This window comes from Methylobacterium currus, assembly GCF_003058325.1.
GTDB lineage: Bacteria > Pseudomonadota > Alphaproteobacteria > Rhizobiales > Beijerinckiaceae > Methylobacterium > Methylobacterium currus.
The window spans coordinates 4875682-4900325 of sequence record NZ_CP028843.1; the positions used below are offsets into that span (position 1 = coordinate 4875682).

Below are 24644 nucleotides of genomic sequence, written 5' to 3' on the forward strand. Positions count from 1 at the left end.
TTGCTCATGCGGTGTGCGATCACCTCACGCGAGCCGCGCTCACCGCGCCCCTGCGTGACCGGTTCCCGGGCCCTCCGGGACGCGGGGTGCAGGCCGGGAGGCCTGGATCGCGGATCATGATTCCGTGCCTGACGCCACAGATCGGTCCGGTCACGCCGAACGAACCAGATCCTACCTCTCCTGCGTCGCCACGAAGACCAGCATCCGCCGGTGCGCCTCCTCGTCGGTGAACTGTTCCGGCGGCGACTTCATCAGCCAGGCGGAGGGGCCGGTCAGCGCCCAGCCGATGCCGCGGTCCCGCGCCAGCGCGGCGCAGCGCATCGATGACGATGCCGGCGGAGTTCGGCGAGTCCCATACTTCGAGCTTCATTTCGAGGTTCAGGGGCACGCCGCCGAAGGCGGTGCCCTCCAGCCGGATATGCGCCCATTTGCGGTCGCTCAGCCACGGCACGTAGTCGCTCGGGCCGACATGGATGTCGTCCGGCGGCAGGGCGGTCTCGAGCTGGCTCTGCACGGATTGCGTCTTCGAGATCTTCGTCGATTCGAGCCGCTCGCGCTCCAGCGTGACGCGAAAATCGGCGTTGCCGCCGAAATTGGGCGGGTAGGTTCGCTCCAGCTTGACGCCGCGCCCGCGGAAGAGATGGGCCAGCGCCCGGGGCACGATGGTGGCACCGACCTGGCTCTTGATGTCGTCGGCGATGAGCGGCAGCCCGGCTTTCGCGAAGCGCTGGCGCCACACCGGATGCGAGGCGATGAAGACCGGGATGCAATTCACGAAGGCACAGCCCGCCGCCGGCGCGGCTTCCGCGTAGAAGTCCGTGGCGGCTTGCGAGCCGACCGGCAGGAGACCAGCACCTCGGCGCCCGCACGCCGCAAGGCCGCCGCGACGTCCGCCGGCCGGGCCGCGCTCCACCGTGACGCCGGTCGGGGCAACTTTCGCGAAAAGGGTGGTGGTGGGCGGAGCGACGATCGCCGCGGCGAGGTCGCGGCCGACCTTGACCTCGGCGACGTCGAAGGCCGCCACCACGGTCACGCCCGCTACCCGGTGGCCGCCGAGATCGGGGCTCATCAGGCCCCCACGCCACTCCGGGGCCGGCCTCCCGGTAATAGGTCAGGCCCTGCACGAAGGAGGAGGCGCAGTTGCCGCTTCCTGAAATCGCGACCCGCATGCTCTTCTGGCCCACCGCCCGCACTCCTCACCACCGACACGCTCATCTTCCAAGCAGAACACTCGGCCGGAGTATCGATGCCCGAACGAGCGTGGCCGTGCCGGCGAAGGAGCCTTAAGGTGGACCGGACACGGGAGGAGACCGCATGGAGATCTTCGACGGGCCGGAGGCCCTGAAGGCGGCGATCGGGCAGGAGATCGGGGTCGGCGACTGGGTCACCGTCGACCAGGCGATGATCGACCGCTTCGCCGAGGCGACGGACGACCATCAATGGATCCATGTCGACCCGGATCGGGCGGCACGCGAATCGCCCTACGGCGCCACGGTGGCGCACGGCTACCTGACCCTGTCGCTGGTGCCGCGCTTCATCGCCGGGGTGCGCCGCCTGGAGGGCCTGCGCCTGAGCTTGAATTACGGTCTCGACCGGGTGCGCTTCCCGGCACCCGTGGTGGTCGGTTCCCGCCTGCGCGGCCGCGTGCGGGTGGCGTCGGCCCTCGACGTGCCACCCCGGGGCCTGCGCACCACCTACGGCGTGACGGTGGAGATCGAGGGCGCCGAGAAGCCGGCCTGCCTCGCCGAGGCGGTGGTGCTGCACCACTGGTGAACCCTGCGCGTCCTGACGGATTGTCGGTGAGAGACGCAGCGAGGCCGTGAGGCAAGGGGCCCGGAATGACCTTCGAGACGGAGCGGCGCGCCCTTCAGCGCGTGGTGGCGGTGGCGGGGCTCGTTCCGGTGCTGGGCGGGCTCTACGGCGTGCTGTTCGGCCAGGCCGGGCTCAGCGGCGCCTACGACGTCTCGACCGACAGCCATTTCCGCTACCTGTCGGGCCTGCTGCTCGGGATCGGCCTGCTCTTCTGGTCGACGATCCCGGGGATCGAGACCAAGACGTCGCTGTTCCGCTTCCTGACGATGGTGGTGGTGCTCGGCGGCCTCGCCCGGCTCATGGGCCTATGGCTTACCGGGGTGCCGTCGCTCACGATGCTGGCGGCGCTCGGCATGGAACTGGTGGTCACACCGCTCCTGTGCCTGTGGCAGATCCGGGTGGCGAACCGGGCGGGGGCGCCCGTCCTGTAGGCGCCCGCCCCTTCGACGGACCGGCCGAGCGGACGCGGTCTCGGCCTCAGCCCTTCGGCAGCAACGCCGTCACCTCGATCTCCACTTTCATCTCCGGCCGCAGCAACCCTGCCACCACCACCAGGGTCGCGGCCGGGCGGATCTCCCGCAGCACCCGGCCGCAGACCGTCAGCACCGCCTCGGCATCCGCCCGGTCGGTCACGTAGTAGGTGGTCCGCACCACGTGCTCCAGCGACGAGCCGGCCTGATCCAGCACGCCCGCAATGGTGCGCCAGCACGCCTCGGCCTGGGCACCGGCCTCCTCCGGCATCGTCATCGTCGCGTAATCGTAGCCGGTGGTGCCGGCCACGAACACGAAGCCGTTCTGCACCACCGCGCGGGAATAGCCGTAGTCACGCTCGAAGCTCGAGCCGCCGTCGATCCGCCGCCGCATCCCCTGCCCTCCCGATTCGTCGCCGGGCGAGCATGACGCGTCAGCCGACCTCGCTCCAGCCCGCGAAGCCGGCGAGCGGCTCCTGGTCGTAGGCCGCCATCAGGGCCCGCATGGCGCCCTCGTCCCGCAGGCGGTCCTCGGCGGCGAGCGCCGCCAGCCCCTCGAAGAAGCCCTCGCGGTGCAAGGCCGGGGCGAAGGTGAGGGTGAAGCGCAAAGGCGCGTCGCCGCGATTGGCGAAGGCGTGCGGCTCGCCTGGGCGTACCAGGACGAAATCGCCCGGCCCCGCCGTCACGTCGCGGTCGCCGAGCCGAAGGGTGAGCGCCCCCTCGTGCACCTCGAACGCCTCGGTGAGCCGGGCATGGCGGTGAAGCCCGGCGCCGGGCGAATGCGGTGCCAGCGTCATGGCGTAGATGCCGATCGCGTCGCCCGTGGCGTCGCTGCGGGCAAGGTAGCGCACCTGCATCCCGCCGATCGTGACGCCGGTGCCGGGCTCGGGGGCCGTGTTCATGATGGGGCTCCATGCGGGGCGGTGGATCGCCAGGAACACAGTCCTGTCAGGGCGCGAGACCGTCAACCACGCCGGGTGCCTCGGCGGCTTTCGGCCGGCGGGGCGTGATCGCCTGCTGTCGCATGGTCTCGGGCATGCCCCCGAGCACGATAACCCGTCGCGGCCTCAGCGGCAGGCGTTGTGCCGGTCGCGGCGGGACCACGACGGATCCCGACCCGTTTCGCCGTGGCGTGCTCACCCACCTCGGAGGAACGCCGCAGCGGGCGCCGATGGATCACCGCGTCGACGACAGGGCGGACAGCGCGAATCGCTCCGGGCGATAGCGCCGAGACGAGGCCGCCGTTCGCCGGGACGAAGAAGATTGCCAGACGCGCGAGCCGGTGGCTGATCCCGACCTCTCCACGCCCGATCCGCCGCGCGAAGAGGGGGCTAAAACCGACTGAAGGATCAAGGGAAAGGCATTGGAGCGGGTGAAGGGAATCGAACCCTCGTATTCAGCTTGGAAGGCTGCTGCTCTACCATTGAGCTACACCCGCGGCGGCTGCCCAGATAGCACGGTCGGTCCGGGTTGAGAAGCGGGGCGGCCGGGGGAATCGGCCGGCTCCGCCTACTCCACCACCAGCTTGTAGGGCTGGCCCGCCCGCACGGCCACGCCCCTGTCGAGGCCGTTGAGGACCTGGAAGCGCTCGAGCGGCCGGTCCACCGCGGTCATGCGCTGGGCCAGGCTCTCGGCGGTGTCGCCGGGGGCGGCGGTCACGACCTGGATGTGCAGCGGCTTGAGGCTGCGCGCCTCCTCGGGCGTCACCAGGGCGATGCTGGCGAGCCAGCGGCCGAAGGCGGGCTCCGGATCGGTCGTGCCCTTGGCCGCCATGATCATCCGGAAGGTGTTGGTGCCGACCCGCACGGCAGCGAGGCGGAAGAACCACTCCTTGCCCTTCGAGACCGCGGTGACCGCCGGAAAGCCGTTCAGCATCCGATTCTCGAAGCTGCCGGTCTCGATGGCGTCGTTCCAAGTCGCCTTCAGCACCTCCTCGAGGCCCTGGCCGGCATTGGTCTCGACGGCGTCGAACAGCAGGCGGCGGTTGCCGTCCGGGGTGGTGCCGAGCACCGCACGGGCGGTGTTGTCGAGCCCAAAACCCTCCGGCGCCTCGAAGGCGACGCCGAGGCGGGGATGGATGAAGCGGCGGCCGCGGATCAGCCCGTCAGCGGGATTGTCGCCGTAGGCGATGCCGTCGATCGCCGCGAGGTAGCGGTTGCGGTCGTCGACGCCGAGGCCGGGGGCGCCGATGCGGCGCGCCGCCTGCGTCACCTGGGTGATGCGCTCGGGCGTGCTCGGATGGGTCGCCAGCATGTCGGGCTCCGAATTGAGCCCGGCCCCGGCGCGCAGCGCCGTGGTGCGGTTGAGCGCGGTGAGGAAGCGCGCCGCGCCGAACGGGTCGTAGCCGGCGCGGGCGAGCGTGCGCACTCCGGTCTGATCGGCCTCGAATTCCTGCGTGCGCGAGAAGCGGGCCAGCACGAAGCGGGACTGGTCCTGGAGCAGGGCGCCGGTCGCCGGGTCGTTCAGCACGTCGGCCACGACCTTGCTGACGAGCTCGGAGCGGAGCGCCATCTCGGTGCGGGCGCTGGCATGACGCAAGGTCACGTGGGCGATCTCGTGCGCCAGCACCGCGGCAAGTTCCGAGGTGTCGTCGGCGAGCGCCAGGAGTCCGCGGGTGACGTAGAGACGGCCGGTCGGCAGCGCGAAGGCGTTCACCACGGGCGAATCGAGCAGCGTCACCGCGTAGGTCTCGTCCGGGCGCTCGGTCGCCTTCACCAGGCGGTCGGTGACGTCGCTGACGAGGCGGAGCGCCGACGCGGCCCGGTACTCGCCGCCGAACGAGGCGACGAGCTTGGCGTGGTCGGCGTCGTTGGCCGGCCGGTCGCGGCCGGTGGTGCGCGGCGCCTCCGGAGGCACGACGGCCGCCACCGGCGCCAGCGCGCCGGTCTGGTCGGCCGTGCAGGCGGCGACGAGCAAGGCGAGAGCCGCGACCGGCACGAGAGCCGCCGCCGGCAGGAAGGCCGCCGCAGGCCGGACGGAAGCCCCGCGCGCGGCCGGCTGTGTTCGCGTGAAAGACCACCCCATGGCGATCAGCGCCGCGGCGCCTGCTCCTCGTCCAGCAACTCGATCATCTCGGCCGCGCCGATATCCAGGGTCGGCCCGCGCCACAGCTCGACGAAGCCGCGAGCCCGCACGCGCCGCCCCCGAAGCGCGACGGAAGAGAAACCACGTTCGAGCATGATCCGCCAAGTGCGTTTCGACACCGTGACCGTAACACCTTCCGTGCCGAAAGGGGCGAAGTTGAGGTAGGTCCGGCGCTCGCGCTCGCCCACGTTGCGCACCCGTCCCTCCACCACCACGAATCGGCCCACTCTTTCCTTGAGGCGCGCCACGTCCTCCGTCGGCACTGGCGGCGTCCCGGCCCAGAGCCCATGCCCGGCGCGCCGGGCCGCGTCCTCCAGCGCCAGGAGGCCCGGCCGGCACAGGCTGTCGCCCTCCCCGGCATCGACCTGGACCAGCCCGGCCGCCACCAGCCTGCCGGCGAGGTCGACCGGCTCCTCGTCCAGGGTGACGGCGTCCAGGGTGATGCGGCCCCAGCGGTCCGGCTCCGGCGCCTCGCGGGTGGCGAGCGGCCGGCCGGCGAGCCCGGCGAGCCAGGCCCGCGCCGCCTCGGCCGCCGCCGGCTCGTCGGGCCAGCGCAGGCCGTCGAGGCGCGCCCGCCGCCCGGAGGCGAGGACGAGGTCGCCCCGCGCGGCGATTGCCTCGATCCGGTCCTGCCCGCTGATTCGGCCCCGGCAGGCCGGCGGCTCGCGGCCGCGCGGGCTCGCCGCCTCCGCCGCCCCGGCGAGGAGCGCGAGGCCGAGGCAGGCCGCGATCCGTCCTCTCATGGTGGAAGCCTCGCCCAGTCGCCATCGGCGAGGTTGGCGGAAAGCGGCCGAGATGGTAAGAGGCTCGCCGTGGGTCTCCGTAGCTCAGCTGGACAGAGCACAGGTTTCCTAAACCGAATTGGGCGTCGCGACGGGAAACCACGCGGCGGATCCGCTCAAAGTCGGGGAAAGCGTCGAGCTCTTCAGGGCCTCACGCCGATCCCGAGCCAAGCCCGGCTCCCAGCCGGGAAGGTGTAGAGACTAGACGGGCGGCACCTAAGGGCTCTCGCAGGCTTCCTGCGAGGCTACGGTGAAGGGATAGTCCAGACCACGAACGCCTCGCGGCGGCGGCGAAAGCCGAAGTGGTACGAAACCTGGGGTCGCAGGTTCGAGCCCTGCCGGGGACGCCACGCATCCTTAAGCCCTTGCCGGGGCGGATGGTCCGCTCGAATCAGGGCCTTCCGGTCATCGAGCGGCCAGTGCAGGCGGGCCGTGGTCCCGATGAGCGTCCTGTCGCCGGGACGGGCATGGATCTCTTGATGCCGCTGCGTCATCCCGCCCGAGCGACGCTCCTTCATGCTTCCTAGACCCGGAAGGCCAACGGGAAGGTGCACCTTGATCTATGGAGCCGACGAAGCCTGCCTTCCGTCACCCCGCTGTGGGGCAGATTCGTCGGACACCGAGCGGGCGAGCCGCGAGGCACCCGCCAAGTTGGCCTTGCGAGGCCGGCCTCGCGGTGAGGCGCCGCCCTGCCCCTGGTCGCGGACATCGACGCGAACGGCCGATCCGGAATTTCCGAGGGGCGACGCGGAACAACGCGCTTGGGGTGGTTCGCGTCCGCAGCATCGCAAGGTCGGGCCGCCGCCACCGGCCTTCGTGCGCCCCCGCACATCCCGGACGCGCCGCCCGGAGCTAGACCGCAAGCACGCCCGCAGGCTCCGGCCTGCCCCGGCTGGCGGCAGCCTAGCGCCCGCGTTCCGCCCCCTCCGGGTGCCGGGCTGCCGCCTCATCGCTGCCGGCACGGCGTCAGATTCCACCTCGGTAGTCGTAACGGTGGACCCGCCCAAGTGCCCGTATCTGACTCTGGGCATTTGGAGTATGGCCGAAGTCATACGCCGAGGCAGCGACCAGCAATGACTCCGGATAGCGAAAACCAGCTGCGCATTGATCTTGAGGAAATCGCGCTCGATGAATTCTTCGTCGTCGTCAGACTGAGGGATAGAAAAATCGCGAGCCTGTATCTCAGAGGAGATCGGCAGTACGCGAATGAATGTCTTGAAGTCGTTCGGCGCCGGATCATTCTGACCGTTACCGGGGAGGAGCCAGGCGATACGCGCGAGAAGGTGGCCGAGGAACTCACGCGGCTGCGGGACGAGATCCGGCCCCCGCGCAGGTAGGCCGCCACCGCCCCTGGCCTCCAGGCCTCCCCCCGTGCCAGGGCCGCGTCTGCCTCCGGGGTTCCCCTCGATCGATCGACGGTCTGCCGCTCGGCGTCCTGCCCGGGCGGGCGGTCCCACGCGCCCTGGCGTGAGCGTCGGGTTGGTCGAGGCTGGTCGCGCCTTTTCCAGGACCACTCCGGAACCCGCGGTCCCGGCCGCACGTTCGTAGGCCAGCAGCGGATTCCCCAATCCCCAAGACAGCCCGCCCGCCAAGGTCCTAACCCTTCGGCGGGCGTTCTGCGTCAAGGCACCCCCCTCGGAACTGCCTTCTCCGGATCCTGCCCAAAGCGAAGGCGGCGCAATTGCCTGACGTTGCACGCGGGCGAGCGTCCACTCCGCCGGCACGGAAGACGGGCATCCGCATGCCCGGTGATCCCGGCGCATCGGGCGGTTCAAGCTTGAGCGTGACCCCGAGTCCTCACTCCCGCCTTGTTTGCGGCGCTTCCTGCCCGCTGACCCGGCCGCCGACGATGCGGCCAGACATCCTTCAGCGAGGCGGCACCATGCGTTTCATCGGCATCTTCGGCGCTCTCCTCTCCGTCGTCCTCGTCCTGACGGTCGGTGCCCTGTTCAATCTGGTGGCCGCGCCGGTACGGGCGGCCCTGGCGTTCCGGCGGGCCTGATTCCGCTGCCCAGCCTCGCGGCGCGGTCTAACCCCGCGCTCGGGCGGCCTCGCCCCTCGGGGCGGGTCGCCGTCGAGTGAGGCCCGGCGCATCCCCGCGCCGTGTCACACACCGGCCCGGACGAGCCAGATCGCCGCCGAGAGACCGACACCTGCGACGCCGATGAAGCCGACATACAGGGCCAGCGTCGGATCGAGGTGATCGTGCGCGTAGCCCGGCTTGCGGGGGGACAGGCGCCACCGTTCCTTGATCTCGGCGAAGCGGGCCCGGGCGATGTCCTTCGGCGAGAGGGCATTGCCGCCCGCTTCCTCGCAAGTCCCAAGCATTGCCATCCCGGGATCGAACACCTCGACCTTGTCGCCGCTGCGGCCGGAATCGATGTCACCCTTGAGCATCGCCGTGTTGGGTTTCGGGTCATCGACCGGAGCCGGCGGCGTGGCGCGCTGGGCCGACAGGTGCGGGGGAACGTCGGTGTCGTAGCTCATCATCGTGGCTTCCGAGAGGGGCGAGAATTGGGAAGGTCTCCGGTACTACGCTCGTCGCGGAGCGAAGTTCGGGGGCAGGTCCGACTGCAACCTGCGGCACGAGGACCAGTCGGATCCTCGCGGATGGGCCGGTGCGGGGAAAACGAATCCCTGGCCCGGAAGGTCCTCTCGATCGCCTCGTCCAGAAGGCGCTCCTGCCGCGGGCGCAGATCCTCCCCGGGAATGCGCGCGCCGGGCGCGGCGGGATCGGACCGGGCTGCTCCCGGCCCGAGCCGGCCTCTTTCAACTGCGCAGGGACCCGAAGCCCTGCGCGAGCAGAACGGGGCCGAATACCATCAGGCCGACGGCGACCGCGAGGACGAGATCGCCCGAAGCCGCCACGGTGGCGAGCCGCTCCCGGGCTTGGGAGTGGGTGGGACCGTGATGCATCTCCTGCGGCGCTCACGGCTCAACGCACGATACTCCCCACGCGTTCATGGCACGCGTTCATGGCACGGGGTCTCGCCCCGTGCCGGTTCGAGTTCGCAAGGGGGCAGGAACGCGCCGTTTCCCTCCCGGCCGAAGCGCACGTCGCGGAACGATGCGATGCAGCACGACTTGTTGCATTGCAGCACAGCGGTTTTCCTGCGGTGCTGCTGCCCTCACAGGGCGTTTCCTCCCGACTGAAGCCGCTCGTAAGGGCGGCTTCTTTTTGGGCGGGGGGCTGGCCGAGCCGCGCGGCGTCGTGCGCGCGGGACTTCCGGTGATCGGGCCGTTATATCGCGGTACCCCGCCCTTCGATTTCACGCTATGGGCTGCGACGTCCGACCAGCCCCGGTCGATGCTCTCACCTTGAACGCTCCCGGTATCATGGCGCACGAAGGCCCGTCCCAACAGGGAACCCCGCTCCAGGTCGCGCTGGAGGAAGTCGCGCCGGGCGAGTTCATCATCTCTGTTGCCTGGCGGGAGAAGACGCTCGGATCACTGTATCTCAGGGGCGACCGCGAGGAGGCGACGGCTTTCCTGGACGCGGCCCGCGAGCGCATCGTGCTGGCGATCACCGGCGATGCCCCGAACGACGTCGACCGGCAGGTCCAGCGGGAATTGATCGACCTGAGCCGCAACCTGCAGCAGCCGCGCGGGTGATCGCCGGCCCGGAGCCCGGGGCGTCGGGCCCGAGCCGCTGCGACGCCGGGGACCGTCCGCGCGCGGCGTCACGCGATCCTGGCCTCCTGTCCGGCGAAGCCTCCTGTCCGGCGAAGCCTCTTGGCCGGCGAACCGGACCGCACCCGGCGATGCCGGGAACCTTTCCCAGGGTGATCGGTAGTGTCTCCTATCGAACATCCGCGGAAGGTTGACCCAATGCCTCTCTACTACGTCAACAGGTTCGATGGCATCGCCGTCATCGACGACGTAGGGATCGAGCTGCCGGATCTGGATGCGGCGCGCGATCATGTCCGATCTGTTCTCACGGAGATGATGAATGCCGAGAGATGGACCGGCGGGGCCGCGCGCTGCCGTGCCGACGTGCGGGACGCGTCGGGCCGGCCCGTGCTGGAGGCCTCCCTCATCCTGACGATGTCGCCGGAACCACGGCAGATGCGCCCCTGAATCGCCACTGCGCCGCGCCGGCCTCACGCGGGGCCGTCATTCCCGCCTCTGCCGCTTTTCGTCTGCCTCCGCCACCCTTCGATGAGCCGGTCGACGATGCCGCCGACCATGAGGGTCGCCAGGAGGAAGCCGGTGCCGAGCGCCAGCAGACGATAGGCGCCGACGCCGCACACGATGCCGAGCGCCGCGGTCACCCAGATCGCCGCCGCGGTGGTGAGGCCGTGCACCCGGCCGCCGCCCTCGCGCTTCACGATCACGCCGGCGCCGAGAAAGCCGATGCCCGTAATGATGCCCTGGATCGCCCGGCTGGCATTCGCATCCGCATTGCTCCCGTCGCCGGAGACGCCGGATCCGGCCAGGGTCACCAGGGCCGCGCCGAGGGCCACCAGGCCCAGGGTCCGCACGCCGACGGGCTTCGAATGCATCTCGCGGTTGATGCCGACCAGCCCCCCGGCGAGCACGGCGGCGCCGAGGCGCAGGCAGATCTCGGTGGTCGAGAGCATCGCTCAGAACCGCCGCGCCGCGGCCGGGCCGGAAAGGAAAACGGGATGCACCATGACGATCCTCACGCGGCCCTGTCCCGGCTCGTCGCCTGGCCACGGTAGAGGGCGCCGTCCGCCTGCGCCATCGTTTCCGCGAGCGTTCGACCGTCGGACCGGCCCGCGGCCGCGCCGAGGCTCACCGTCCGGGCGGCCCTCGCGCGATGCAGTTCCTACCTGCTCGGCGAGGGACGGCGCCTCGGACAGCGTCGTACGGCGGAGCACGATCGCGAAGGCGTTACCGCCGAGCCGGGCCGTCAGGTCGCGCGGCGAGGGCAGCCGGACCGTGACGACGGGTACGAGCGCGTTGAGAGCACCGCATCGCCGACGGCATGGCCGCGGCTGAGCGGGTCCGGCAGTCACGGCATCGGCGGGCAGGTCGGCTCCGGGAGGCGTGCTTCCTGCCCTTCCCGGCCTGCCGGAGATCCGGCATGGGCCCGCACGGGAGGTCGTTGCCCACCCACCGCACGGTCCGACGCACGCTCCGCCATCCGCTATGACGAATGAAGCGTTCGCCGAAAGCGCCGGCATTTACGCGATTTCAATCATCAGGAATCAACAATCACCCCGTCGCCTTCCATGCCGCGGCGCGACGCGCGGGCAGACCTGCGAGCCGGGAGATGGCCGGGAAACCTGCGGATTACCGCGACGTCCATATCGGCGGCCTGATCGAGGAGCGGCGTCTGCGCGCCGGCCTGAGCCGGGAGGCGCTGGCCGCCCCGCTCGAGGTCTCGCTCTCGCAGCTCGGCAAATATCTCAAGGGCGCCAACCGCCTGAGCGCCACCGATCTCGACATCCTGGCGCGGGTGCTCGGCGTCCCGGTCGGATATTTCTTCGAGAGCATGCCGGGTCGCGAAACGGCGCAGGCGGGTCTCAGCGACCGGCCGCAGGCGCGGCTGGAGGCCCTGGAGGGATGGACCGGCTTCGCCGAGGCCGTGGCGCGGGCTGCCGACGCCCATCTCGACGAGGATCGCCGCCAAGCCCTGGGCAGCCTCGTGCGCGCCGTCGACCATGCGCTCTCCGGGCAGAAAACGTTCGATAAAGCGAACGACTCCGGCGCGCCGGATTGACGTTCGGTATTCCGGCTGTCAGAACCCCGCGATCGAAGTGTCGGGCTTCATCGGCGTGTGCGCCGCGCTCGACCAGAACTCTGGGGCTTCGCACACTATGCCGCGTTCCAACTACCTGTTCACCAGCGAGTCGGTCTCCGAGGGCCATCCGGACAAGGTCTGCGACCGCATCTCCGACACCGTGGTCGATGCCTATCTGGCGGTGATGCCGGAGGCCCGCCTCGGCGTCGAGACCCTGGCGACCACCAACCGCATCGTGATCGCGGGCGAGGTGCGCGGCCCCGACTCGGTGACCTTCAAGGACCTCGAGGAGCTGACCCGCGCGGCCGTCAAGGACATCGGCTACGAGCAGGCCGGCTTCCACTGGAAGAACAACGACGTCGCCATCCACCTGCACGCCCAGTCCGCCGACATCGCCGTCGGTGTCGATGCCGCTGGCAACAAGGACGAGGGCGCGGGCGACCAGGGGATCATGTTCGGTTACGCGACCGACGAGACCCCGGCCCTGATGCCGGCGCCGATCTACTACGCCCACAAGATCCTCAAGGATCTGGCCGATGCCCGCAAGGGCAAGCACGGCGCCGCGGCCAAGCTCGGCCCGGACGCCAAAAGCCAGGTCACCGTGCGCTACGCCGACGGCCGCCCGGTCGAGGCGACCCAGATCGTGCTCTCGACCCAGCACCTCGACGAGTCGCTCGACTCAGGCGCCGTGCGCGAGATCGTTGAGCCCTATATCCGCGCGGCACTGCCCGAGTCCTGGGTCACCGACCAGACCGTGTGGCACGTCAACCCGACTGGGAAGTTCGTGATCGGCGGCCCGGACGGCGATTGCGGCCTCACCGGCCGCAAGATCATCGTCGACACCTATGGCGGCGCGGCGCCGCATGGTGGCGGCGCCTTCTCGGGCAAGGACCCGACCAAGGTCGACCGCTCGGCGGCCTACGCGGCGCGCTACCTCGCCAAGAACGTCGTCGCCGCCGGCCTCGCCCGCAAGGCCACGATCCAGCTCGCCTACGCCATCGGCGTCGCCAAGCCGCTGTCGATCTACGTCGATCTGCACGGCACCGGCGAGGTCGACGAGGCGAAGCTCGAGTCGGTCCTGGGCCAGCTCGTCGACCTGTCGCCCCGCGGCATCCGCACCCATCTCGGCCTCAACAAGCCGATCTACGCCCGCACCTCGGCCTACGGCCATTTCGGCCGCGAGCCGGACGCGGATGGCGGCTTCTCGTGGGAGCGGACCGACCTCATCGGCCAGCTCAAGAGCGCCCTGGCCTGATCCGGCGCCCCGGTGCTAACGGGGCGTCGACACGCCCCTACCTCGGCACCGGGACACCATGGACGACCACGACACCGACGACGGGCTCGAGCGCAGCCGCGCCTTCTACGGCCGGCGCAAGGGCAAGCGCCTGCGTCCCGGCCAGGCGGAGCGCCTGGCCGCCCTCCTGCCCCGCCTGCGCCTGCCCGAGAGCGGCCCCCTCGACCCCGCAGCCGTGTTTCCGCGCCCGGTCTCCGAGGCCTGGCTCGAGATCGGCTTCGGCGGCGGCGAGCACCTCGCCGCGCAGGCCCGGCTCAATCCCGGCACCGGCATCATCGGCTGCGAGCCTTTCGTCAACGGCGTGGTGAAGCTGTTGCGCACCCTCGACGACGAGGCGATCGACACCGTCCGTCTCTGGGACCGGGATGCGATGGAATTGCTGCCGCGTCTGCCCGATGCGAGCATCGGGCGCGTCTTCCTGCTCTATCCCGATCCGTGGCCGAAGCGCCGGCAGCGCAAGCGCCGCTTCGTCTCGGACGAGTCGTTGCGCGAGATCGCCCGGGTCCTGAAGCCCGGCGGCGAGTTCCGCTTCGCCTCCGACATCGACGATTACGTCGGCTGGACCCTGGTCCGCGCCGCAAGCTGCCCCGCCCTGCGCTGGACCGCCACCCACAGCGCCGACTGGACCACGCCTTGGCCGGAATGGCCGGGCACCCGCTACGAGGCCAAGACCACGGCGGAGGGGCGAAAGCCCACCTACCTGACCTTCGAGCGGGTGTAAGGCCGCATAGGACAAGTGGGGCTCCTGTTGCGTCATCCCGGCCCGTGCTAGGCTCCGGGCCGATGACTGCCGTCGCCTCCGACACCCGGAAATCCGCCCGCGCAATCCGGGAGCGGGCTCACCTTTCCGCCGGGCAGTGGAGGGGCTGTCCGAGGTGTTCGCCGAGTCGGTCCAGGGTGGCCTGCCGACCCGGGCGGACCTACAAAGCCTCGAAGGCTCGGTGAAGGCCGAGTTCGCGGCCGTCCGGGCAGAGTCGACGGCTTTCAAGGTCGAAGCCCGGAACGAGTTCGCTGCGGTCCGGTCGGAGACGAAGACCGAGTTCGCCTCTGTCCGGCAGGAAATGACGACCGAATTCGCGTCCGCCCGATCGGATATGAAGCTCCTCGAGCAGCGGATGACGATCAAGCTCGGCGCCATGCTGGCGGCCCCTGTCGGTATCTTGCTCGCGGCGATCCGCTACATGCCGGCCCGCTGACGCGGGCACGGTGTCCCGGCACCGAAGCGTGCTCCGGCGCACCGCGCGGAGGGCGCGGACGGCCGACCTTGCCGCCGGACGCGCGGAGGGGCATGGTTTCCGCCGCGAAACCGCCAAGCCGGGCCGGGCGGGGCATGTCGGCCCGGGACGCCGCGCGGGGAAGCGGGGGCGCCCCGCCTCCGTCACGCCGTTCACCAGGATTGCGCCGCCTTGGACCAGAGGCCCGACGCCGCCCCCGGCCTGCCGGATGAACTCTTCCCCCGCTTCGCCTTCGAGGGCGCGCCGGTCGGCCTCGCCTGCCTGAGCGGGCCGGACGGGCGCATCCTCGCCGCCAACCCGGCCCTCGCCGCGCTGCTGGGCACGGATCCGGGTGCCCTGGCCGGCCGCCGGCTCGCCGAACTCGACCACCCGCAGGGGCCCGGAACCGGCCACGGCCTCGCCGGCGAGGTGTGGTGGCGCCGGGCCGACGGGTCGGCCGTGCGGGTACGGCTCCGGACCGGACCGGAGCGGGACGGGTACCGGATCGTCGCGGCCGAGGCCGTGGCGGACGGAACCGCCGCGGCCCGGGCGGAGCAGACCCATCTGGCGCTCGCCTCCGCCGGCCTCGGCGAGTGGAGCTGGAATCCGGCGGACGGTCGCGTCACCCTGTCGGACCGCGCCGCCGCGATCCTGGGCTATCCGGCCAGGGCGACGCCGACCTGGAGAGACCTGCAGGATGCGGTCGGCCGCGACGACCTCGACCGGGTCCGAGCCACGGTGCAGGACGCCGTCGCCAAGGCGATCCCCTACGCGGTCGAGATGCGCTTTCGCCGCGCCGGCGACGGGCAGGAGGCCTGGATCTCCGCCCGCGGCCAGGCGACCCTGTCACCCGACGGGATGCTCGCCGGCATGGTCGGCGTGCTGCAGGACGTGACCGCCCGGGAGGAGGCGCGGCGCGCCCTGCATGACCGCGAGCAGCGGCTGCGGGTCGCGACCACGGTGGCGGCCCTCGGGATCTTCGAGTGGCACGTGCTCGACGACCAGTCGCTCTGGGAGAACGAGCGCATGTGGGAGATCTTCGGCCGCAGGCCGCAGGATGGCACCATCAGCATGCGCGAGTTCTTCCGCACGGTGGTCCACCCGGAGGACAAGGTATCCTTCCGCCGCGCCGTCGCCCAGGCGCTCCACGGCGACGGCGTGCTCCACGCGACGACGCGCATCCGCCGGCCGGAGGGGGACGGCGGCGAGACTTGGCGCACGATCGAGATGGCGGGCCGATTCGAGCGCGACGGGCCGGCCGGCCTGCCGCGGCGCCTGATCGGCGTCGTCGCCGACATCACCGACCGGCGGCTGGCCGAGGAGCGGCAGTCGCTGCTGATCCGCGAGCTGCACCACCGGGTCAAGAACACCCTGGCGACGGTGCAGGCCATCGTCGGCTCCACCGCCCGCACGGCGTCGAGCATCGACAGCTTCTACGAGGCCTTCGTCGGCCGCATCATGTCGCTCGCCCACACCCACTCGGTGCTGACCGAGGACGTGTGGCAGACCGCTTCCCTCCACAGCCTCCTGGAGAACGAGCTGCGCCCCTATGCCGACGGCGAGATGCGGCCCGGCACCGGCGGGCGGGTGGAACTCGACGGGCCGGCCGTCGACCTGCCCTCCGAGATCGCCGTGCCGATCGGCATGGCGATCCACGAACTGACCACCAATGCCGCCAAGTACGGCGCGCTCTCGAATCGCGCCGGCCGGGTGCGGATCCGCTGGAGCGTCGAGCCCGGCGCGGACCGGCCGCGCCTGCGTTTCCACTGGCAGGAATCCGGGGGTCCGGCGGTGGCGCCGCCGACCCGCCAGGGCTTCGGCTCGCGCCTGCTGCAGCGGGTGCTGACGACCCAGGTCCAGGCCGAGGTCGCCACCGACTACGCGCCCGGCGGCCTCGCCCTGACTATGCTGGCGCCGCTGCCGGCGCGCAACGCCGCGCTCAACCCCCTGGCGGCCCTGTAGAGGACCCGTCCGGCCGGTCAGGCGCCGCGGGCGGCCCCCTCGCCGCCGGCGCCGCGAAACGCCTTCAGCTCCTCGATCGATGCGAAATGGAAGCGCCCGGCCGGGGTCTCGGCGTCGATCGTGCCGTCGGCATACATCGTGTAGGTGTTGCCGCCGGAATCGTAGGTGCCGATCACCGTCTTGCCGGGCGGCTCCTCGAGGGGAAGCTCCTCGTGAGGAGGTTCCTCCGGACGAGGTGCCTCGGCGACGGGCTCGGGCATCGGGGGCGCCGGCTCAGGGGCCGGAGGGGCAGGAGGAGGTGGCGGCGCCGCCGCGTCGTGCATCCCGCCGGCGTCGGACCGGGGGTCCTCCGCGGGCAGTGGCAGCGGCTCGTGATGCGCGGGCTCGTGCAGCAGAGGCTCCTGCGAGAGGGGCTCCTGCGAGATCGGCTCTTGCGGCATCGGCTCATGCCGGCTGGCTTCTGGCCCCTTCGCCGGCAGGTCCCGGTCCTCCGCGCGGGTCAGGCGCAGCTCGCTCGCGGCCAGCCCGGCCGCCGCGACGGTCGTGCCGGCCGCCAGTGCCGCGCCGCCGTCGAAGCCTGTCGGCCCGGCCGGGCGGGGCTCGGGTGCGGGCGGGAATGCGATCGGCGGCAGGATGGGCGGCATGACCGGCTCGCTGCGGCTCGCCCGGACCGGTGCCGCGCCGACCTCGGCCGGAGCGGGATCGACGAAGGTTTGCTCGGCGACGCCGCGCGCCGCCGGGGCGCGCTCGGTGAGGGCGCGCTCGATGCGCGCGAGCCGCGCGACCGCGGCGGTGATCCCGAGCAGCATCGCGCCGCCGCTCGCCCCGACGGTGCCGGCGATCACCATGGTCCAGCCGACCTCGAGCCGCACGAAGGGGATGCCCTGCACCATCGCGGCGACGCCGCCGATCAGCATCAGGAGGGCAAGCACGGTCAACGCGACGATCATCGGACTCTCGGGCTGGCGACAGGAAGCGGGCTGATGGGGCAGCCGAACGGGCGGTCCGGGGCCACCGCCCCGCCCGCTACGGCCCAGATTTAGGGGCAGCGCCCGCTTTTGCAAAATCGCCGCGCTTGAAGATGTGCCAAAGCCCGGGATGCCGGCGCCGCGGTGGGCTGACGGCGTTGCCGCCGGCGGGCGGCCGACTTAGGTAGACGCGGGTGCCGCGGCGGCGCCCCTCGGGTCTCGCCGCGGCAAGCCCGAATGCTTCGAGCCCAAGCGCTTCGAGCCCAAGCGATCCGGAGACACGCCGATGGCCTTCACGCTGCCCGAACTCCCCTACGCCTACGACGCGCTGCAGCCCTACATGTCGAAGGAGACCCTGGAGTTCCACCACGACAAGCATCACAAGGCGTATGTCGACACCGGCAACAAGCTCCTCGAGGGCTCGGAGCTCGCCGGCAAGAGCGTCGAGGAGGTGGTGAAGGCCTCCTACGGCCAGAACCAGCCCCTCTTCAACAACGCCGGCCAGCACTACAACCACATCCACTTCTGGCAGTGGATGAAGCCGAACGGCGGCGGCGCGATCCCGGGCGCGCTGGAGAAGAAGATCGCCGAGGACCTCGGCGGCACCGACAAGTTCAAGGCCGACTTCATCCAGGCCGGCGTGTCGCAGTTCGGCTCCGGCTGGGCCTGGCTCGCCGTGAAGAACGGCAAGCTCGAGATCATGAAGACCCCGAACGGCGAGAACCCCCTGGTGCACGGCGCCAAGCCGATCCTCGGCGTCGACGTGTGGGAGCACTCCTACTACATCGATTACCGCAACCGCCGTCCCGACTACCTCAAGGCGTTCATCGAGAACCTGGTGAACTGGGAGCACGTCGAGAAGATGTACGGCGAGGCGATCGCCTGATCGGCGACGCGGCATCGTCCAGCAAGAGCCCCCTCCCCGCCCGGGCGAGGGGGCTTTTCTATGCGGCGGGCCCGGGCACCAGCCGCAATCCCTCCCGCTCCAGGAACTCCCCGAACCGCGCCGAGCCGAGATAGGCCAGCTCCAGCGGCCGGCTCGCCACCACCGGGTCGAGGGCGCGCAAGCCGTCGTCGATCTCCCCCGGATGGCACATCACCACCGGAGCCGGGCCGAGCGCCCGGAAGCTCCGCTCGAAGGCGTCCGCGAACCCTGCCCCCTCCGCGAAATCGGAGAAGCCGGAGAAGCCGCGATTGGTGGAGAACCCCGCCCGCCGGGCCGCGGGCCCGAAGCCGAGGCCGAGCCCCGCGACCACCATTGCCTTGCCGGCGTGCGGCCGCGCCCGGATGGCGCCCGGGCGGTCGCCCGGATCGCGCAGCCAGCCGCGCCACTCCCGCTCTGCCAGCGCCGCGAGCAGCGCTCCCCGCACCCCGGGCAGGACATGGACGTGCTGGTGCCCGTCGACGAAGTCCGGCAGGCGGCCCATCGCGGCCACGAAGGCGTCGAGCTGGCGCTCGATCTCGGGGCGGATCTCGGCAGGCCTCAGCCGACCCGACAGGGCGAGCCGCAGCAGGCGCCCGAGGGGTGGCAGGCGCCCGTCCGGGGCGAGGCGCGGCAGGGGCCCGAGGGGCGCGCCGGCGGTCAGGGTGAGGTGGAGGCCGAGGCCGACCGTGCCGGGCAGCTCCCTCAGGGCCGGTGCCGCGTCCCGGAAGGCCGGGATGTTGGTCATCGACCCGGTGGCTGATATGCGCTTCCTCCGCGCCAGCGCGAGGATGCCCCGGCTGACGCCCGGGCTCAGGCCGTAATCGTCGGCGCAGAGCACGACCGGGCGCCGTTCAGGAAGCATGGCTTAGATCTCGCGCTCGAACCACCGGTGCCTGCACCGGCCTGATGACCGAAAGCCGCCGGCCCGCGCCGGGGGCGCGACACCGAAACGAGGGACAGCGCCGTGGAGCTGTTCAGACAAGCCGAGCCGGTCGACCTCAGCGTCGTCATACCGGTCTTCAACGAGAGCGCCAACGTCGCCCCGCTGCTGGCCCGCCTGCTGCCGGTGCTGGAGCGGCTGACGCAGTCTTACGAGGTGGTGTTCGTCGACGACGGCAGCCGCGACGACACCGCCGCGGTGGTGGCCGCCCATCACCAGGCCGAGCCGCGCATTGGCGCGGTCTCGTTCAGCCGCAACTTCGGCAAGGAGATCGCCATCGCGGCCGGCCTCGACCACGCCGAGGGCCGCGCCGTGGTGATCATGGATGCCGACCTCCAGCACCCGCCCGAGCTGATCGCGACCTTCTGGGAGCGCTGGCAGGAGGGCAACGTGATGGTCTACGCCCAGCGTACCGACCGCGACGACGAGAGCGCGATGCGGCGCGGCTTCGCGCGGCTGTTCTACCGGCTCTTCGCCCGCTTCGGCGAGATGCCGCTGCCCGAGGGCGCCGGCGATTTCCGCCTGATCGACCGCAAGGGCGTCGAGGTGCTGCGCTCTCTCCCCGAGCGCGCCCGGTTCTCGAAGGGGCTGTATTCCTGGATCGGCTTCCGCTCGGTCGGCGTGCCCTACCAGGTCGAGGAGCGCCAGCACGGCAGCTCGAAATGGAGTTTCCGCAAGCTCTTCCGCTTCGCCTTCGACGGCATCACCTCGTTCTCCACCGTGCCGTTGCGGGTCTGGACCTATCTCGGCGGCGCGATCGCGGGCATCGCGTTCCTGACCGCGCTCTACTTCGTCGCCGATACGCTGCTGCGCGGCCCCGACGTGCCGGGCTACGCCTCGCTGATCGTCTCGGTGATGTTCTTCTCCGGCGTGCAGCTGATGTCGCTCGGCATCATCGGCGAGTATATCGGCCGCATCTTCGCCGAGGTGAAACGGCGCCCGCTCTACGTCGTCGCCGAGCGGATCGGCCCGGCGGCTGCGGGCCACGACCGGCTGGTGCGGGACGACCGCCGGGCGGACCGGGGCGCGCGCTATTCCGGCGCCGCGTGAGGCTTCTGCGTCCCGCCTCCGGCACTCACCCTGTGCTAATGACCGCCGCATGATTCGCAGCATCCTCTCGGTCGGCGGCTGGACGCTGGTCTCCCGGGCTACCGGCTTCCTGCGCGACGTGGTCATGGCCGCCGTGATGGGCGCCGGCCCGGTCGCCGACGCCTTCGTGGTAGCCTTCCGGCTGCCGAACCACTTTCGCGCCATCTTCGGCGAGGGCGCCTTCAACGTCGCCTTCGTGCCGACCTATGCGGCCCTCGATGCGGAGGACGGGGCGGCCCGCGCCTTCGCCGACCGGGTCTTCACCCTGATGCTGCTGGTCCAGGCGGTGCTGCTGGCGCTCGCCCTGCCGCTGATGCCGGCGATCGTGCGGGCGCTCGCCCCCGGCTTCGCCGACGAGCCGGAGAAATTCGCGCTCGCCGTGACGCTCACCCGCATCACCTTCCCGTATCTCCTGTTCATCACCCTGGTGACGCTGCTTTCCGGGATCCTCAACGCCCGCAAGCGCTTCGCGGCGGCGGCGGCCGCGCCGGTGCTGCTCAACGTCTCGCTGCTGGCCGCCCTCGCCCTCGCCTTCCTGTTCCCGAATGCCGGTTACGCCGCCGCCTGGGGCGTCGCGGTGTCGGGCGTGCTGCAATTCCTCCTCGTCTGGGCCGATGCCCGGCGGGCCGGCCTCGCGCCGTCCCTCGTGCGCCCGACCTTGCGCGATTCCGGCATGCGACGGTTCTTCGCCATGCTGGGGCCGGCGGTGATCGGCTCGGCGGGGGTGCAGATCGCGATGTTCGCCGACACGATCATCGCCTCGTTCCTGCCGACCGGCGCGGTCTCGGCGCTCTACTACGCCGACCGGCTCTACCAGCTGCCCTTCGGGGTCATCGGCATCGCGGCCGGCACGGTGCTCCTGCCGGAGATGAGCCGGCGCATCGCCGCGAACGACGCGGATGGCGCCCACGCGGCGCAGAACCGCGCCACCGGCTTCTCCCTCGCCCTCTCGGCGCCCTTCGCGGTCGCGTTCCTGCTGGTGCCGGACCTGATCATGACGGCGCTGTTCCAGCGCGGCGCCTTCGACGCCGAGGCGGCGTCCCGCTCCGGCGCGGTGCTGGCGGCCTACGGCCTGGCGCTTCCGGCGGCGGTGCTGATCCGCAGCGTCGTGGCGAGCTTCTACGCCCGCCAGGACAGCCGCACGCCGGTCGTCGCCTCGCTCACCGCGGTCGCGGTCAATGTCGGGCTCAAGGTCGTGCTCACCGGGCCGCTCGGGGTGATGGGCCTGGCGCTCGCCACCGCCGCGGGCGTCTGGGTCAACGTCCTGATCCTGTTCTGCCTCGCCTATGGCCGCGGCTGGACGGCCCCGAGCCGCACGCTCATCGCCACCGCCTGTGGGGTGCTGGCCGCCTGCGCGGTGCTGGCTGCCTGCACGCTCGGCGGCCTGCCCCTGATCGAGCGGCTGATGCCGTCCCTGCCGCGCTTCCGCGATCTCGCGGTGCTCACGGCCCTGGGAATGGCCGGGCTCGTCGCCTATGCGGCGACGCTGCTCGTGGCCCTGCGGCTGTTCGGGGTGCGGCTGCGGCGGGTGTGACGGCCCCGTCGGTCGTCGCAGCCGGACGCACCTGACAGATCGGGATCAGGCGGCCCGGATCGTCGCCAGGAACTGCGCGACCTCCCCGGTCAGCTGCTCGGTGCGCCGCGCCATCGCGGAGGCCGAGGCCAGCACCTGGGCGGCGGCGGACCCGGTCTCCTCCGAGGTCTGGGCGACCGTGCCGATGGTGCTGGTGACCTCGCCGGTGCCGGAGGCGGCCTCGGCGACGTTGCGGACGATTTCCTGGGTCGCCGCGCCCTGCTGCTGCACGGAGGCGGCGATCGCGCTCGCCACGCCGGAGATCTCCCCGATCCGCGCCGTGATCCCGTCGATCGCGCCGACCGCCCGTCCGGTCGAGGTCTGGATCGCCGAGATCTGGCTCGTGATCTCCTCGGTCGCCTTCGCCGTCTGCCCGGCCAGTTCCTTGACCTCGGCGGCGACCACCGCGAAGCCGCGTCCGGCGGGGCCGGCGCGGGCCGCCTCGATCGTGGCGTTGAGCGCCAGCAGGTTGGTCTGGCTGGCGATCGAGGAGATCAGCGCCACCACGTCGCCGACCCGGGCCGCCGCGCCGCTGAGATCCTGCACCAGCGACACCGTCTGGGCGGCTTCCGCCGCGGCGACCCGGACGAGGTCGGCCGACCCGTCGACCTGCCGGCTGATCTCGGCGATGGACGATCCGAGTTCCTCGGCCGCCGCCGCGACGGTGTGCACGTTGGCGGCCGTCTGGCCGGCCGTCGCCGCGACCGCGTGGCTCTGGTCGACGGTCCGCGCGGCGGAGGCCGCCATGGCGTGGGCGGTCTCCTGCATCTCGGTGGCCGCCTGCGCCACGCCGCCGACGACCGCGCTCACCGCCCCTTCGAGCCGATCGGCGATCCGGTGCAGGTCGGAGCGCCGCCGCGACTCCTCGCCGGCCCGCGTGGTGGACGCCTCCGCTTCGAGGGCCCGGTTGCGGATCAGGCTGTCTTTGAACACCGCGACGGCGCCCGCGATCGCGCCGATCTCGTCGCGGCGCCCGGCGCCCGGGATCGCGACGGCGAGATCGCCCTGGGCGACGCGGCCGATCGCCTGGGCCATGCCGGTCAGGGGCCGGATCACCCGCACCATCGCCAGGACCAGCACGCCGATGCCGACCGCGACGGTCGCCGCGAAGCCGGCCAGCGCCTGGCGGAGCCCGCCTTCGGCCTCGGCGCGACGCTCGGCCAGGATGGCGGCCGCCCGGTCGAAGATGGCGTCGCGCAGGCGCAGGATCGGCGGCCACATCGGGACGGCCCGGTCGCGGTAGCCCACGCCGTCGAGCGGGAAGGCGCCCGTGTCGAAATGGGGGAGCAGCTCCTTTTCCAGGTCCGAGAAGACCCGGACGTAGCCGCTGCGCATCCCCTCCATGGCGACCGCCACCTCCGTGTCGGCGGTGGGGTCGGCGGCCGCCTTCCCGAGCCCGGCGAGGAGCTGGTCGACGCGGCCCTGGAAGGTCCAGAACTCGATCCGCTGCGCGGGCGTCACCGGCTTGCGAAGGACGACGAAGTTCTGGAGCAGGCCGGCCAGCCGTCCGCCGATGTCGCGCAGCTCGCCGGCCGCCGCGGCGATCTGCATCCAGCGATGGGCCCGGCCATCGATCGCGGCGAGATCGCGCGTCACGTCGGCCGCCGTCGTCACGGCGATGCCGCCGACCGACCCCATCGCCTTGGTGAAGGCGTCGATGGCATCGCCGCGCTGCTCCGGCGGCAGGGCGAACCGGGCCTGGGCCAACCGGCGGGCCGCCCCGAAGGCGGCCTCGATCTCCGCGGCCTTCGCCCGGAGCGAGGCCGCCTCCGGCAGCGTCGCGGCGCTGGCCTCGACCGCCTGGCGGAAGACGGCCACGGTCTCGTCCGAGCGGCGGCGCAGATCGGCGAGCCCGGCATGGCGCGTGGCCTCGTCGAGCGACGCCGTCGGCAGCATCAGGCCCGTCAGGCCGCGCTCGATGTTGACGGCCTGCGGGATCGCCGCGATCGCCCGCACGATGTCGACGCGGCGCAGGCCACCGTCGATCTCCGTGATCCGGGACCGGTGGAGGAACGCCAATGTGGCCGCCAGGGCGCAGGCGATCGCGCCGATCGCCACGATGGATGAGAAAAGAAGCCTCTTGATGGTCACGAATGGCGTATCCCGGGATCGGCGCGAGGGGAGATCTGCGTCTCTAACCGATGCTTACCGCAGGGGAGTTACCGATCGGTTCTGCGTCATTCTGGAGCGAGATCCCGCATGTCCTTGCGGCATATATCGCTGGTGTGCTTGACTGGCGATCCCGCCGTGACCGGCGCGCCCGGTCCTCCGCCCCGCCGCTCGCCGAAAACCTGTCTGCCGGGCAACGGCCGCTTCAGCCGCGGTTCAACGCGGGCGCACGAGGATGCCCCCATGCCGGCGGTCATCACCGCCCCCGTCCCGCCCGCCAGGCCAGTCCTGACGGCCGAGGCGGCTTCGCCAGCCAAGATCGCCACCGAAGAGTCGCCCGCCATGACCGTGCGCCCCCCGCGCCCGACCGCCCGCCTCGTCCTCGGCGCCCTCGCCCTCCTCGCGCTTGCCGGTCCGGCCGCCGCGGCCGATCTCGACGAGGATCCGCCGCCCCGCTTCGAGGGCCGGGGCGAGTGGCGCGCGCCTCCTCCTCCCCCGCCGCGCTTCGTCCATGGCCCCGAATCCTGCCGGGTCTTCGTCAAGCGCCGCATCGACCCGGACGGGGACGAGGTGGTGCGGCGGGTGCGGGTCTGCGACGAAGGTCCCGGCGACCGGGAGGGCGGCTACCGCGACGGCCCCCGGTGGGGCGGTCCGCCGCCCTGGCACCGCCACCGGCACTGGGACGACGAGCCCGGCCCCGGACGCTGGTAGGATG

General features: G+C 71.7%; 24 protein-coding genes, 1 tRNA gene and 1 pseudogene. 14 read left to right on the top strand and 12 right to left on the bottom strand.

Annotated elements, in window-relative coordinates; all coding sequences use genetic code 11:
* Positions 1-171: 171 nt before the first annotated feature.
* Positions 172-1169, bottom strand: a pseudogene (locus DA075_RS22600) (inositol-3-phosphate synthase).
* 145 nt (positions 1170-1314) lie between these two features.
* Here DA075_RS22600 and DA075_RS22605 point away from each other — a divergent pair.
* A complete protein-coding gene (locus tag DA075_RS22605) occupies positions 1315-1773 on the top strand; it encodes a MaoC family dehydratase (RefSeq protein ID WP_099955134.1) in 459 nt (152 codons plus the stop codon).
* 65 nt (positions 1774-1838) lie between these two features.
* Positions 1839-2243, top strand: a complete 405-nt coding sequence (locus DA075_RS22610; RefSeq protein ID WP_099955135.1) for a DUF4345 domain-containing protein — start codon at positions 1839-1841, stop codon at positions 2241-2243.
* 46 nt (positions 2244-2289) lie between these two features.
* On the opposite strand, the gene DA075_RS22615 is transcribed toward DA075_RS22610, so the two are convergent.
* The 5 genes from DA075_RS22615 to DA075_RS22635 all read right to left on the bottom strand — a co-directional run bounded on the left by DA075_RS22615 (position 2290) and on the right by DA075_RS22635 (position 6109).
* Complete coding sequence (locus DA075_RS22615; protein WP_099955136.1) at positions 2290-2676, bottom strand: RidA family protein; 387 nt, start codon at positions 2674-2676, stop codon at positions 2290-2292.
* A gap of 40 nt (positions 2677-2716) precedes the next feature.
* Positions 2717-3184: a cupin domain-containing protein gene (locus DA075_RS22620; protein WP_099955137.1), complete on the bottom strand. Its 468-nt coding sequence runs from the start codon at positions 3182-3184 to the stop codon at positions 2717-2719.
* A gap of 462 nt (positions 3185-3646) precedes the next feature.
* Positions 3647-3720: transfer RNA gene (locus DA075_RS22625), tRNA-Gly, on the bottom strand.
* Positions 3721-3791: 71 nt separating this feature from the next.
* A complete protein-coding gene (locus DA075_RS22630) occupies positions 3792-5306 on the bottom strand; it encodes a M48 family metalloprotease (protein ID WP_099955138.1) in 1515 nt (504 codons plus the stop codon).
* A gap of 5 nt (positions 5307-5311) precedes the next feature.
* On the bottom strand, positions 5312-6109 hold the full coding sequence (locus DA075_RS22635) for a thermonuclease family protein (protein ID WP_099955139.1): 798 nt from the start codon (positions 6107-6109) through the stop codon (positions 5312-5314).
* A gap of 1112 nt (positions 6110-7221) precedes the next feature.
* Here DA075_RS22635 and DA075_RS22640 point away from each other — a divergent pair.
* Positions 7222-7485: a hypothetical protein gene (locus DA075_RS22640; protein ID WP_099955140.1), complete on the top strand. Its 264-nt coding sequence runs from the start codon at positions 7222-7224 to the stop codon at positions 7483-7485.
* 769 nt (positions 7486-8254) lie between these two features.
* Here the strand turns inward: DA075_RS22640 and DA075_RS22645 are convergent.
* Together DA075_RS22645 and DA075_RS36730 are read right to left on the bottom strand one after the other, a co-directional pair.
* The gene (locus tag DA075_RS22645; RefSeq protein WP_244936288.1) at positions 8255-8638 is read right to left on the bottom strand and encodes a hypothetical protein; all 384 of its coding nucleotides are present in this window, start codon (positions 8636-8638) and stop codon (positions 8255-8257) included.
* A gap of 279 nt (positions 8639-8917) precedes the next feature.
* Positions 8918-9064, bottom strand: coding sequence for a hypothetical protein (locus DA075_RS36730; RefSeq protein WP_164712456.1), 147 nt, complete (start codon positions 9062-9064; stop codon positions 8918-8920).
* Between the two features lie 420 nt (positions 9065-9484).
* Here DA075_RS36730 and DA075_RS22650 point away from each other — a divergent pair, with 420 nt between their 5' ends.
* Positions 9485-9760, top strand: a complete 276-nt coding sequence (locus DA075_RS22650) for a hypothetical protein (RefSeq protein ID WP_099955141.1) — start codon at positions 9485-9487, stop codon at positions 9758-9760.
* Between the two features lie 216 nt (positions 9761-9976).
* Complete coding sequence (locus tag DA075_RS22655; RefSeq protein ID WP_099955142.1) at positions 9977-10225, top strand: DUF6894 family protein; 249 nt, start codon at positions 9977-9979, stop codon at positions 10223-10225.
* A gap of 23 nt (positions 10226-10248) precedes the next feature.
* Here the strand turns inward: DA075_RS22655 and DA075_RS22660 are convergent, their stop codons facing one another.
* On the bottom strand, positions 10249-10728 hold the full coding sequence (locus DA075_RS22660; RefSeq protein WP_099955143.1) for an MgtC/SapB family protein: 480 nt from the start codon (positions 10726-10728) through the stop codon (positions 10249-10251).
* A 539-nt stretch (positions 10729-11267) separates the two neighbouring features.
* On the opposite strand from DA075_RS22660, the gene DA075_RS22665 reads away from it, so the two are divergent.
* From DA075_RS22665 to DA075_RS22685, 5 genes are all read left to right on the top strand, one after another.
* Positions 11268-11834 (top strand): helix-turn-helix domain-containing protein, encoded by a 567-nt coding sequence (locus DA075_RS22665; protein ID WP_232387415.1) that lies wholly within the window; start codon positions 11268-11270, stop codon positions 11832-11834.
* Positions 11835-11931: 97 nt separating this feature from the next.
* Positions 11932-13110, top strand: a complete 1179-nt coding sequence (gene metK, locus DA075_RS22670) for a methionine adenosyltransferase (RefSeq protein WP_099955145.1) — start codon at positions 11932-11934, stop codon at positions 13108-13110.
* A gap of 58 nt (positions 13111-13168) precedes the next feature.
* On the top strand, positions 13169-13870 hold the full coding sequence (gene trmB / locus DA075_RS22675; RefSeq protein ID WP_099955146.1) for a tRNA (guanine(46)-N(7))-methyltransferase TrmB: 702 nt from the start codon (positions 13169-13171) through the stop codon (positions 13868-13870).
* 154 nt (positions 13871-14024) lie between these two features.
* Positions 14025-14345: a hypothetical protein gene (locus DA075_RS22680; protein ID WP_123834401.1), complete on the top strand. Its 321-nt coding sequence runs from the start codon at positions 14025-14027 to the stop codon at positions 14343-14345.
* A 210-nt stretch (positions 14346-14555) separates the two neighbouring features.
* Positions 14556-16325, top strand: a complete 1770-nt coding sequence (locus DA075_RS22685) for a sensor histidine kinase (protein ID WP_099955148.1) — start codon at positions 14556-14558, stop codon at positions 16323-16325.
* Positions 16326-16342: 17 nt separating this feature from the next.
* Here the strand turns inward: DA075_RS22685 and DA075_RS22690 are convergent, their stop codons facing one another.
* On the bottom strand, positions 16343-17275 hold the full coding sequence (locus DA075_RS22690; protein WP_174800109.1) for a hypothetical protein: 933 nt from the start codon (positions 17273-17275) through the stop codon (positions 16343-16345).
* Between the two features lie 304 nt (positions 17276-17579).
* Between DA075_RS22690 and DA075_RS22695 the strand changes: the two genes are divergently transcribed.
* Positions 17580-18179 (top strand): superoxide dismutase, encoded by a 600-nt coding sequence (locus DA075_RS22695; RefSeq protein WP_048429540.1) that lies wholly within the window; start codon positions 17580-17582, stop codon positions 18177-18179.
* A 58-nt stretch (positions 18180-18237) separates the two neighbouring features.
* Here DA075_RS22695 and DA075_RS22700 read toward each other — a convergent pair whose 3' ends face one another.
* On the bottom strand, positions 18238-19080 hold the full coding sequence (locus DA075_RS22700) for a ChbG/HpnK family deacetylase (RefSeq protein WP_099955149.1): 843 nt from the start codon (positions 19078-19080) through the stop codon (positions 18238-18240).
* 102 nt (positions 19081-19182) lie between these two features.
* Here DA075_RS22700 and DA075_RS22705 point away from each other — a divergent pair, with 102 nt between their 5' ends.
* Positions 19183-20208: a glycosyltransferase family 2 protein gene (locus DA075_RS22705; RefSeq protein ID WP_099955150.1), complete on the top strand. Its 1026-nt coding sequence runs from the start codon at positions 19183-19185 to the stop codon at positions 20206-20208.
* 49 nt (positions 20209-20257) lie between these two features.
* Positions 20258-21781 (top strand): murein biosynthesis integral membrane protein MurJ, encoded by a 1524-nt coding sequence (murJ, locus tag DA075_RS22710; RefSeq protein WP_099955151.1) that lies wholly within the window; start codon positions 20258-20260, stop codon positions 21779-21781.
* 45 nt (positions 21782-21826) lie between these two features.
* On the opposite strand, the gene DA075_RS22715 is transcribed toward murJ, so the two are convergent.
* Complete coding sequence (locus DA075_RS22715; protein WP_244936290.1) at positions 21827-23911, bottom strand: methyl-accepting chemotaxis protein; 2085 nt, start codon at positions 23909-23911, stop codon at positions 21827-21829.
* A gap of 261 nt (positions 23912-24172) precedes the next feature.
* Between DA075_RS22715 and DA075_RS22720 the strand changes: the two genes are divergently transcribed.
* Positions 24173-24640 (top strand): hypothetical protein, encoded by a 468-nt coding sequence (locus DA075_RS22720; protein ID WP_099955152.1) that lies wholly within the window; start codon positions 24173-24175, stop codon positions 24638-24640.
* Positions 24641-24644: the final 4 nt, after the last annotated feature.

Coding starts and splice junctions, on each gene's coding strand:
- trmB (WP_099955146.1), top strand. CDS start 13,169: ATGGACGACCACGACACCGACGACGGGCTCGAGCGCAGCCGCGCCTTC.
- DA075_RS22660 (WP_099955143.1), bottom strand. CDS start 10,728: ATGCTCTCGACCACCGAGATCTGCCTGCGCCTCGGCGCCGCCGTGCTC.
- DA075_RS22655 (WP_099955142.1), top strand. CDS start 9,977: ATGCCTCTCTACTACGTCAACAGGTTCGATGGCATCGCCGTCATCGAC.
- DA075_RS22665 (WP_232387415.1), top strand. CDS start 11,268: ATGAAGCGTTCGCCGAAAGCGCCGGCATTTACGCGATTTCAATCATCA.
- DA075_RS22640 (WP_099955140.1), top strand. CDS start 7,222: ATGACTCCGGATAGCGAAAACCAGCTGCGCATTGATCTTGAGGAAATC.
- DA075_RS22630 (WP_099955138.1), bottom strand. CDS start 5,306: ATGGGGTGGTCTTTCACGCGAACACAGCCGGCCGCGCGCGGGGCTTCC.
- DA075_RS22690 (WP_174800109.1), bottom strand. CDS start 17,275: ATGATCGTCGCGTTGACCGTGCTTGCCCTCCTGATGCTGATCGGCGGC.
- DA075_RS22645 (WP_244936288.1), bottom strand. CDS start 8,638: ATGATGAGCTACGACACCGACGTTCCCCCGCACCTGTCGGCCCAGCGC.
- DA075_RS22615 (WP_099955136.1), bottom strand. CDS start 2,676: ATGCGGCGGCGGATCGACGGCGGCTCGAGCTTCGAGCGTGACTACGGC.
- DA075_RS36730 (WP_164712456.1), bottom strand. CDS start 9,064: ATGCATCACGGTCCCACCCACTCCCAAGCCCGGGAGCGGCTCGCCACC.
- DA075_RS22650 (WP_099955141.1), top strand. CDS start 9,485: ATGGCGCACGAAGGCCCGTCCCAACAGGGAACCCCGCTCCAGGTCGCG.
- DA075_RS22695 (WP_048429540.1), top strand. CDS start 17,580: ATGGCCTTCACGCTGCCCGAACTCCCCTACGCCTACGACGCGCTGCAG.
- DA075_RS22635 (WP_099955139.1), bottom strand. CDS start 6,109: ATGAGAGGACGGATCGCGGCCTGCCTCGGCCTCGCGCTCCTCGCCGGG.
- DA075_RS22700 (WP_099955149.1), bottom strand. CDS start 19,080: ATGCTTCCTGAACGGCGCCCGGTCGTGCTCTGCGCCGACGATTACGGC.
- metK (WP_099955145.1), top strand. CDS start 11,932: ATGCCGCGTTCCAACTACCTGTTCACCAGCGAGTCGGTCTCCGAGGGC.
- murJ (WP_099955151.1), top strand. CDS start 20,258: ATGATTCGCAGCATCCTCTCGGTCGGCGGCTGGACGCTGGTCTCCCGG.
- DA075_RS22610 (WP_099955135.1), top strand. CDS start 1,839: ATGACCTTCGAGACGGAGCGGCGCGCCCTTCAGCGCGTGGTGGCGGTG.
- DA075_RS22720 (WP_099955152.1), top strand. CDS start 24,173: ATGCCGGCGGTCATCACCGCCCCCGTCCCGCCCGCCAGGCCAGTCCTG.
- DA075_RS22605 (WP_099955134.1), top strand. CDS start 1,315: ATGGAGATCTTCGACGGGCCGGAGGCCCTGAAGGCGGCGATCGGGCAG.
- DA075_RS22620 (WP_099955137.1), bottom strand. CDS start 3,184: ATGAACACGGCCCCCGAGCCCGGCACCGGCGTCACGATCGGCGGGATG.